This window comes from Pelagibacterium luteolum (assembly GCF_900100665.1).
Lineage (GTDB): Bacteria > Pseudomonadota > Alphaproteobacteria > Rhizobiales > Devosiaceae > Pelagibacterium > Pelagibacterium luteolum.
Genome location: NZ_FNCS01000037.1, coordinates 1 through 8,806, shown reverse-complemented (window position 1 = coordinate 8,806; position 8,806 = coordinate 1). Strand labels below are relative to the sequence as shown.

9 protein-coding genes are annotated in these 8,806 nt (G+C 61.5%); 1 reads left to right on the top strand and 8 read right to left on the bottom strand.

What is annotated here, in order from left to right; genetic code table 11:
* From BLR31_RS21035 to BLR31_RS21005, 7 genes are all read right to left on the bottom strand, one after another.
* The coding region (locus BLR31_RS21035; protein ID WP_090600462.1) for a 5-deoxy-glucuronate isomerase at window positions 1-548 on the bottom strand (548 nt) is incomplete at its 3' end.
* 76 nt (window positions 549-624) lie between these two features.
* The gene (locus BLR31_RS21030; protein WP_090600461.1) at window positions 625-1,740 is read right to left on the bottom strand and encodes a glycoside hydrolase family 88/105 protein; all 1,116 of its coding nucleotides are present in this window, start codon (window positions 1,738-1,740) and stop codon (window positions 625-627) included.
* Window positions 1,737-3,260: a polygalacturonase PglA gene (pglA, locus tag BLR31_RS21025; protein WP_090600459.1), complete on the bottom strand. Its 1,524-nt coding sequence runs from the start codon at window positions 3,258-3,260 to the stop codon at window positions 1,737-1,739. Before pglA ends, BLR31_RS21030 begins: the two co-directional genes overlap by 4 nt.
* A 104-nt stretch (window positions 3,261-3,364) precedes the next feature.
* On the bottom strand, window positions 3,365-4,633 hold the full coding sequence (locus tag BLR31_RS21020; RefSeq protein WP_090600458.1) for an ABC transporter substrate-binding protein: 1,269 nt from the start codon (window positions 4,631-4,633) through the stop codon (window positions 3,365-3,367).
* A 58-nt stretch (window positions 4,634-4,691) separates the two neighbouring features.
* On the bottom strand, window positions 4,692-5,810 hold the full coding sequence (locus BLR31_RS21015; RefSeq protein ID WP_090600456.1) for an ABC transporter ATP-binding protein: 1,119 nt from the start codon (window positions 5,808-5,810) through the stop codon (window positions 4,692-4,694).
* Between the two features lie 5 nt (window positions 5,811-5,815).
* Window positions 5,816-6,724: a carbohydrate ABC transporter permease gene (locus BLR31_RS21010; RefSeq protein ID WP_090600454.1), complete on the bottom strand. Its 909-nt coding sequence runs from the start codon at window positions 6,722-6,724 to the stop codon at window positions 5,816-5,818.
* A gap of 2 nt (window positions 6,725-6,726) precedes the next feature.
* Window positions 6,727-7,617, bottom strand: coding sequence for a carbohydrate ABC transporter permease (locus BLR31_RS21005; protein WP_090600463.1), 891 nt, complete (start codon window positions 7,615-7,617; stop codon window positions 6,727-6,729).
* 266 nt (window positions 7,618-7,883) lie between these two features.
* On the opposite strand from BLR31_RS21005, the gene BLR31_RS21000 reads away from it, so the two are divergent.
* On the top strand, window positions 7,884-8,483 hold the full coding sequence (locus BLR31_RS21000) for a cupin domain-containing protein (protein WP_176762802.1): 600 nt from the start codon (window positions 7,884-7,886) through the stop codon (window positions 8,481-8,483).
* A 78-nt stretch (window positions 8,484-8,561) separates the two neighbouring features.
* Here the strand turns inward: BLR31_RS21000 and BLR31_RS20995 are convergent.
* Window positions 8,562-8,806: ATP-binding protein (locus tag BLR31_RS20995; protein ID WP_176762621.1), on the bottom strand; the 245-nt coding region annotated here is incomplete at its 5' end.

The window sequence follows — 8,806 nt, the reverse complement described above, 5'->3', positions numbered from 1 at the left end:
GTCGTCATGCCGACGACCAATTGGCAGGTCTCGATTGCGGCGGAGAACTGGAAGATCGAGCGCTCATTGCAGGTTTCCGATGCGCCAAGATCGATGCGCTTGGCATCGCCAATCCTGATCAGCTTGGTGGGATAGGTCGCGTGGGCCGGGGCGCTGAGGATGTAGAACTTCGCCGGGATGCCGGCATCGGCCGAGGCAAAGGACACCGATGCGCCGCGACCGATATAGATCATGTCGCGGGGGCCGAGGTCGAAGCCCTCGCCATCGACCGAAACACTGCCCGCGCCACCGATATTGACGGCGATGAGTTCGCGGCGATCGAGGACGTTTTCGGTGCCCGTCGGCTTGATCGGATCGAGCGGCAGAGCGCCGCCGGTAGGCATGGCACCGCCGACGATCATGCGATCATATTGCGTGTAGGTGAGCGAAATCTGGCCGGAGACGAACAGATCGTCGATGAGGAAGTTTGCACGCAGTGCCTCGGTGTCGAATCCCTTGGCCTCGGTTGGCGAAATGGCGTGGCGTTCGGTGAAACGGGTTTGAGTCACTGTGACTTCCTTCTTCCATACAAGATTAGAGATGTATTACAGATTGGCGAGTGGGCCTACAAGTGCTGGCACATTTTCAGGCGGATTTGGCGATTGCGCCTTGTTCGCCCTCTGATCGGCGGGTTTCGGCGACGGCCATCATCAGCGGGCCGACGCCTTTGGAATCGTCGGCGGCGATCTTTTCGCTGACATAGTAGCCCGCGGTACCGTCGCGATACTGGCCCTCAAAGCCGCCGAGGCCAGCGACGTGGACGATGTGATCGAGCACCAGCCGGCCCGATGCATCCTTGTGCATGGCGTGTTCGAGGAGGCCGTCGAGCGCCTTGCGCCCCACAGCGGCATCGATGCCCGCAATACCTAACCGTGCGCCGGCCAAGTAGAAATAGGCGAGCATGGCGGTGGCCGAGGATTCGGCGTAATTGCCCTTGAGGTCCGGCATGTCGGTGACCTGGTTCCAGCGGCCATCCTCGCACTGGTGGTTTTGCATGCGCGCGGCGAAGTCGGCGATTTTGGCTTCAAGGCCAGCTTCGAGGGATTTTTGCGGGCCGATCAGCTCGCGGATATCGACAAGCGCCATGGCGAGCCAGCCCAAGGCACGCGACCAGAGATCGCGCGAGCGGCCTGTGGTCTTGTCGGCCCATTGCTGCTCGCGGGCGTCGTCATAACCGTGGCTGTAGAGACCGTTGGCCGGATTGGCGAGAAGATCGAGCGCTGAATTGATCTGGGCGATGGCGTCTTCGATGAGCGCGGGACGATCGAAGGCCTGGCCGTATTCGATCTGGAACGGCAGACCCATGTAAAGGCCATCGAGCCAGACCTGATGGGGGTAGCGCAGCTTGTGCCAATAATTGCCGGCGGGGATGCGGGGGTGGCGTTCGAGCTGGAGCGCCAAGCGCTCGGCGGCAAGGCGGTACTTTTCGTCGCCGGTGCGGGCATGGAGCGCCATGAGGGCGCGGCCCGAGAGGATATTGTCGATGTTGAATTCATCGGTTGTGTAGCCGGCGAGCGAACCGTCGGGCGCGATCTGGGCGTTAACGAGGCGGACGAGATGGTCGGACCACGGGCCATCGGGGTCAGCGATGTCGAGGAGGGTGAGCCCGCGATAGATGCAGCCATCCTCGTAGCACCAGTCGCCCTGCTTATAGGCGCTGTAATCGGTGGCGTAGCGGTCGAAATAGGCAGTCAGCATCAGGCACTCTCCTGCCCGGCCCGGGGCGCCGCGATGCGGGTGATGCCGGAGATCTGGGGGTCGGTGGTGTTTTCAAATCGGGTTTCAGCGTGGCGCATGGCGGGGAGGCCAAGGGCCATGTCGGGGACATCGGCCACCGCTTCGGGCGCGAAGCTGACCGCGACATCTGACACCGTAAGGCCGGTGACTGGCGCTTCAGCGAGGCCCAGGACATAGACCAGCGCGTGGTGGACGTTTCGCGCTTCGATATCGGTGAAGCTGATATCGACGATGTGGGGCGTCTTGTCGGTGACGGGCGCGGGTGCGCGGTTCTGGACGGCGTCGGATTTGCCGTCGGGGTCGCAGAAATAATGGGCGTTGACGACGAAGGCGGTGCGGACGCCATCGAGCAGGCAGTTGCGCATGGCGATGCGGGCAACCTTGCCGCCCCTGCCCCGCCTTGTCTTGATGCGCAGGCCGCGATCGGTGTCGATCATCGTGCAGTTTTCGATGGTGACGTCGGTGACCGAGCCAGACATTTCCGAGCCGATGACGAGCCCGCCATGGCCGCGCTCCATGTGGCAGTGGCGCACCGAGACGTTGCGGGTCGGCGCGGGCACTGTGCCGTCGGGCCAGATTTTTCCCGCCTTGATGGCGATGCAATCGTCACCGACCGAAAAGCGCACGCCGACGATTTCGACATCGGTAGAGCTTTCCGGGTTCAGCCCGTCGGTGTTGGGGCTATTGGGGGGATTTTCTATTCTGAGATCGGCGAAGGTCAGACTGGCGCAATCGATGGGGTGGATGGTCCAGCTCGGCGAATTGCGCACGGTGATGCCGGCCATGGCAAAATGGGTGCAGCGATTGGCAAAGATTGTGCGCGGGCGGCGGGCGTTGTCGCGGGTTTCCTTTGGCCAGCTCCACCAATCGCTCTCGGCCCCTGCCCCATCGAGCGTGCCTTTGCCCGATATGGTCACATGGTCGGCGTCGATTGCGGTGATGAGCGAGGCGTAGCAATTGGCGGGGACGCCTTCCCAGCTTGCCTGCTCTCGACCGTCGGGGGTGAACGCATCAAGTATGGGGTAGACGCTGCGATCGGCAAGACCCGTGACAATGGCGCCTTCGGGGAGCCAGAGGTTGATGCGCGACTTCAGAAAGACAGGGGCAGTGCGCCAGATGCCGGGGGGCACGTAGAGCGTGGCGCCATCGGGCGCGGCGGCGATGGCGGCAGCGAAGGCGGGGGCGTTGTTTTCGGCCGCTTCGCTGGCGTCATAGTCGGTGATGTCGATAAACGCGGGCTCAGTAGGGGTGGCGATGGGTAGGTCCGGGGCGGTTTCGATCGCTAGGGTGTAGGCGGTGTCGGGGACGAGGTTTTCGAGCGTCAGGACGGGCCGATCGAGCATGCCGTCGGTGACGGTCGTGCCATCGGCGGAGAGGACGAAACGCAACGGCGTGTCCAGCCTGTCGCGGGCGGTTGTGCCGGCAAGCTCGATGCTTGCGGTGCGCGGGGTGAGGACGAGGATTTTGGGCGTTGGGGTGGTCATCACTTGCGTTGCTTTTGGCTGGCGCTGGACTGGATCCCAGGGATGAACCCAGGGGTGACTTTGGGGGTGGGGAGCAATTGGCTGCCCCACCCCGTCGTCAGGGCTTATTGAACGCGGCGCAGGGCCTGTTCGGTGCCGCGGATGATTTCGGCGGCGGCGTCTTCGGCCGAGAGCAGGCCGTAGGCGTATTCTTCGAGCACGCCTTCAAAGGCGGTGCGGACAGCCGGGTCCTCGAAATAGGGCGAGGCGGGCGGCGTGTCGGCGGCCAGAACCAGATCGTTTGCCGCCTTGACGTTGGCGTCGATCAGGCCCTCTTGTTCGAGAAGCGCCACGGCAGAGGCCGCTGCGGGGATGCCGCGATGGCTTTCCATGATGCGGACGCCCTCTTCCTCAAGCATCAGGCAGTTGAGGATTTCGGCGGCGGCTTCCTGGTTGGGCGAAGAGGCCGAGATGGCAAACATCATCGAGGGCTTGCGGAAGATACCGTCGGAGACTGCGCCTTCGACGCGTGGGGGCATGACGGGGATCAGCGGATGATCTTCGCCCCAGGGACCTGCGATCTGGGAGACCGTCGTATCCCATTCGTAGGACGAGCCGATTTCGCCCGCTGCCCAGTCGCCGCGTTCATGCAGGCCGGGATTGCCCATGGCGGCGTCGGTTTCCCAGCTCTTGATGGCACCGGCGTCAACGAGGCTCTGGTAGAAGTTGATGGCTTCGGCAAGGGTCGCCTGATCCCAGTTAACCTCATTGGTTTCCGGATCGATGAAGCCGACGCCGGTCTGCTGGGTGGCGTAGAGCGAGACCAGTAGCATGGCGTTGTAGCGCGAGGCGCTGAACGGGAAATAGCTGTCGCCGAGCTCGGACTTGAAGGTTTCGGCGGCGGCGATCATGTCGTCCCATGTGGCGGGGGGCTCGACGCCGGCCTCGGCGTAGGTATCGGCGTTATAAAACAGCACGCGACCGGTGATCGAGACGGGCAAGCCGTTGAGGGCGCCATTGCGCATGCCGGTATCGAGCAGAGCCTGATCCCACTGGCTCAGATCGATGATGTCGGAAAATTCGTTGAGATCGGCAAGCCCGGTCCCGTCGGGCGAGAAGAGTGGCAGCCATGGCCAGTTGACCTGCATCAGATCGGGCGAGGTGCGTCCGGCAAGCTGGGTTGTCAGGCGTTCGAGGTGGCCGTCAAAGCCGGTGAATTCGGGGCTGATATTGTGGCCGTGGATATCGCCACAGACTTCGAGCGCCTGCTGGGTGGCTGCGTGGCGAGCATCGCCGCCCCACCAGGATACGCGGAGATCTGCGGCCTGGGCCGAGGTCATCGCCGTGGTGAGCATCAGGGCCGCTGCCGTGGCCAAGGTGATTGTATTTTTCATCGTATTCCTCCCTTGATGTGAATTCAGTCGTGTCCGGCGCCAAAGGACGCCGAGTGGATCAGGCCAGAGAGATGTTCTGGCTGGTTTTGGGGTCGAACAGGTGAAGCTGGCTCTCCCGCGGCGCGAGGCGGATGGCGCCATCGGCCAGCATTGAGGGGTTGTAGTGATCGCCAGGGATCACGACGGTGAATTTGTGGCCCTCGATATCGACGTAGAGGTTGACCTCGTGGCCCATGAATTCGACGTGGCTGATGGTGCCGGAAAAGGCATTGTCGGTTTCGGGCGGAACCATCTGCATGTGCTGCGGGCGGACGCCCATGGTGAGATCGTCGCCCGTCGAGGCCGAGAGGCGCGAGGCGAGCTGGTTGCCGAAGGTGACGGTCTGGCTGCCGATGGTCAGCGCCGGGGCGCCGTTGCGCTGGAGGGCAACCGGGATCAAATTCATTTCCGGCGAGCCGATGAAGCCGGCGACGAACTCGTTTTCCGGGCGGTTGTAGAGAGTGACCGGATCGGCGACCTGCATGATGTGGCCGTCCTTCATGACGCAGATGCGATCGCCCATGGTCATGGCTTCGGTCTGGTCGTGGGTGACATAGACGACGGTCGATGAGGTCGAGGCCTGCTTGAGCTGCTTGTGCAAATCGGTGATGCGGACGCGCATGGAGGCGCGCAGCTTGGCGTCGAGGTTGGAGAGCGGTTCGTCGAAGAGGAACACCTCGGGCTGCTTGATGAGCGCCCGGCCCACGGCGACGCGTTGAGCCTGACCGCCGGACAATTGCTTGGGCAGGCGTTCGAGCAGTTCCTCGATTTCGAGGATGCCCGAGACGTTTTCGACGCCGCGCGCGATCTCGTCCTTGGGGGTGCGCTTGATCCGAAGGCCGAAGGAGAGGTTGTTTTTCACCTTCATGTGCGGATAGAGCGCGTAGTTCTGGAACACCATTGCGATGCCGCGATCGCCGGGGACGAGGTTGTTGACCACCTTGTCGCCGATGCGGATTTCGCCGCCGGTGATGGTTTCGAGGCCCGCGATCATCCGGAGCGTGGTGGATTTGGCGCAGCCCGAGGGGCCGACCAGCACCATGAACTCACCGTCCTTGACCTCGAGATCGATGCCATGGACCGCCTTGAAGGAGTTGCCATAGACTTTTTCGACGCTGCGCAGGGAAAGATTGGCCATTTGATTTATCCTTTTACGCCGCCGGTGGAGATGCCCTCGATGAAGTAGCGCTGGGCTACAAAGAACACGATCAGCGAGGGGGCGAGAGTGAGCGCCGACATGGCGAGCACCTGGTTCCACTGGAAGGCTTCGGTGACGTCGAGCGACAGGCGCAGGGCCAGCGATACCGGGTATTTTTCGACCGACGAGATGTAGATCAGCGGTCCGAGGAAGTCGTTCATCGTCCACATGAACTGGAACAGGCATACCGAGATGATGGCTGGCGCGAGAAGCGGGATGACGATGAAGATCAGGGTCTGGATAGTGTTGGCACCATCCACGCGGGCCGCCTCTTCCATGTCGCGCGGGATGGCGCGCAGGAACTGGATCAGCATGAAGACAAAGAACGCGTCACCCGCGAGTGCGGAGGGTACCCAGAGCGGCAGATATGTATCCAGCCAGCCCAAATCCCGGAACAGGAGGTATTGCGGGATGCGGGTGACGACGTTGGGGAGGAGCAAGGTGGCGATGACCGTCACAAAGAGGATTTTCTTGCCCGGGAAATCGAAGCGCGCAAAGCCATAGGCCACGAGGGTCGCGGAAATGGCGGTGCCGATGGTTTTGGGGATCAAAATCCACAAGGTGTTGAGAAAGAAATGGCCGAAATTCCAGCGCGTGGAGGTGTCCCAGCCGCGCTCGTAGCCCTCGGTGGTGGGCGATTGCGGGATGAAGCCGGGGGACGCGAAAATCTCGGCATTTGTCTTGAACGAGGCGCCGACCAGCCAGATCAGCGGGTAGAGCATGATGAACCCGACGATCGCCAGGATGACGTAGCGGATGACCGCTGAAATCTTCTGGTTGCGGCGGGTGCGCGCGTTGTGGGCATTGGCCTCTTCGAGCGCGGCGGCGGCGTCTGGGGAGAGTGTGGTTGTCATGATCAGCTCCGCTTGTCGCCGGCGTAATAGACCCAGTGGCGCGAGGACCAGAAGGCAATCAGGGTGAGGACCATGATGATCGCAAAGAGGATCCATGCGATGGCCGAGGCGTAACCCATGTCGAACTGGCGGAACGCCTTGTCGTAGATGTAGAGCGGCACGAGGTAGGTGGAGCGCAGGGGCGCGCCTGTGCCGTCGGTGATGATGAAGGGGCCGTTGAACTCCTGGAACGCTTCGACCATCTGCAGGATCAGATTGAAAAAGATGACCGGGGTGATCAGCGGCAGGGTGATGAAAAAGAAGGTCTGGGCCTTGTTGGCGCCATCGATCGCGGCGGCTTCATAGACGTGGGCCGGGATGGATTGGAGGGCGGCCAAAAAGATCACCATCGCCGAGCCGAACTGCCAGACACGCAGGAGCGTGATGGTGAACAGCGCATAGCGCGGATCGCCAAAGAAGTTGATGGCTTCAAAGCCCAGCCCGGTGATGATCATGTTGACCAGGCCGATATCGGCGAAGATGTAGCGCCAGAGCACCGCGATGGCGACCGAGCCGCCGAGAATCGAGGGGACGTAGTAAGCCGTGCGGAAAAAGCCGATGAATTTGAGCTTGTAGTTCAGCACATAGGCGATCGCGAGGGCGAAGGTGAGCTTTAGCGGCACGGTGATGAAGACGTAGGTCATCGTCACCTGAAGCGCACGGTGGAAGGTGCGGTCGTGGAAGATCAGCTCGATATAGTTCTGCAGTCCGACCCAGATGGGGGCGCTGAGCAGCGGGTAGTCGGTAAACGACAGATAGAAGGACGCACCGAACGGGATGGCAGTGAAGACCAGAAGCCCGATGACATAGGGCGCCACATAGGCAAGCCCGACCCATTGTTTTTCGCCACCCATCAGCATGCTCCTTGATGATTTGACCCAGCGCAGGGACAGTAGCGGCGCGGGTGCGCCGATACGATGCGGCGATGGATGGCTGTAGCTGCGGAAATGTGCATCATGGTCTGCGAGGGCGTTGCCGCCTCTCATGCCCAACGGCACAAGGTCAGCACTCCTACCCTTTATCCTCCCATATAACCTTGGCGCTTTTCGCCATAGTTATCATATGACTTGATTAGACCGGACCGCCATGGCAAACGGAATGAACAGTTCTGGAGAAAAGGATGGACAAAACCGAAGGTCAGGTTCTTTCCGGCATTCCGGCCGATGCGCTGTCGTTGAAACTGTCGCGCTCGACCATCAAGATGCGGCACACTTCGACATGGCGGGTCGAGAAATCCAACGACGTGCATGATCTCGTCGTGTGCATTTCCGGTGGGGCGCATTACGAGCTGGATGGTGAGGCCGCGACGCTCTCGCCCGGGGAGGCAATGCTGATCCCGGCGGGGGCGCGGTTTGTGGGGCGGTTGGGTGAAGGGCCGATCTATTCCGGGTTCGCCCAGCATTTCACGCTCGATCTGTTCGGGCATGTGGATCTGATCAGCCAGATGGAATTGAAGCGCACGGCGCGGTTTTCGCGCTGGCGGGTGATCGAGCCGCTGGTCCGGCACTATCGCGAGATCGCCCCGGCGTCATCGACCACTTTGGCGCAGTACCATATTTTCATGGTGATCCTGATCGAGTTCATCGAAGAGGCGTTCGTGCGCTGGCGCGAACAGGCGCTGGTCAATACCGCCGGGCCCGATGCACTTTCGCTGCACATCATGCTGGCGGCGGCGCGGATCGCGGGCAATCCGTTTCGAGTAGATATTCTCGATTGTTGATTGCCGTTGAGATCTGACCCGGTATTTTCACCGAGAATTGACCCGCCTCATGGATATGATTTGGGTTTGGTCAGATGGTCAAGTCGGTGCTTTCTCCTTTTTGGTTTTTGTGGCCTGGGCCGAACTGTTCCTGAACCGGAAGCTGTCGTTTCCGGTTTCGAGGATATGGCAGTGATGGGTGAGCCGATCGAGCAGCGCGGTTGTCATCTTGGCGTCTCCAAACACGCTGGCCCACTCGGCAAAGCTGAGATTGGTGGTGATGATGACGCTGGTGCGCTCATAGAGTTTGCTCAGCAGGTGGAAGAGCAATGCCCCTCCTGATG

Bases quoted from the DNA above. Each gene is read 5' to 3' on its own strand.
- BLR31_RS21010 (WP_090600454.1), bottom strand. From the start codon at position 6,724: ATGACAACCACACTCTCCCCAGACGCCGCCGCCGCGCTCGAAGAGGCC.
- BLR31_RS21005 (WP_090600463.1), bottom strand. From the start codon at position 7,617: ATGGGTGGCGAAAAACAATGGGTCGGGCTTGCCTATGTGGCGCCCTAT.
- BLR31_RS21015 (WP_090600456.1), bottom strand. From the start codon at position 5,810: ATGGCCAATCTTTCCCTGCGCAGCGTCGAAAAAGTCTATGGCAACTCC.
- pglA (WP_090600459.1), bottom strand. From the start codon at position 3,260: ATGACCACCCCAACGCCCAAAATCCTCGTCCTCACCCCGCGCACCGCA.
- BLR31_RS21020 (WP_090600458.1), bottom strand. From the start codon at position 4,633: ATGAAAAATACAATCACCTTGGCCACGGCAGCGGCCCTGATGCTCACC.
- BLR31_RS21000 (WP_176762802.1), top strand. From the start codon at position 7,884: ATGGACAAAACCGAAGGTCAGGTTCTTTCCGGCATTCCGGCCGATGCG.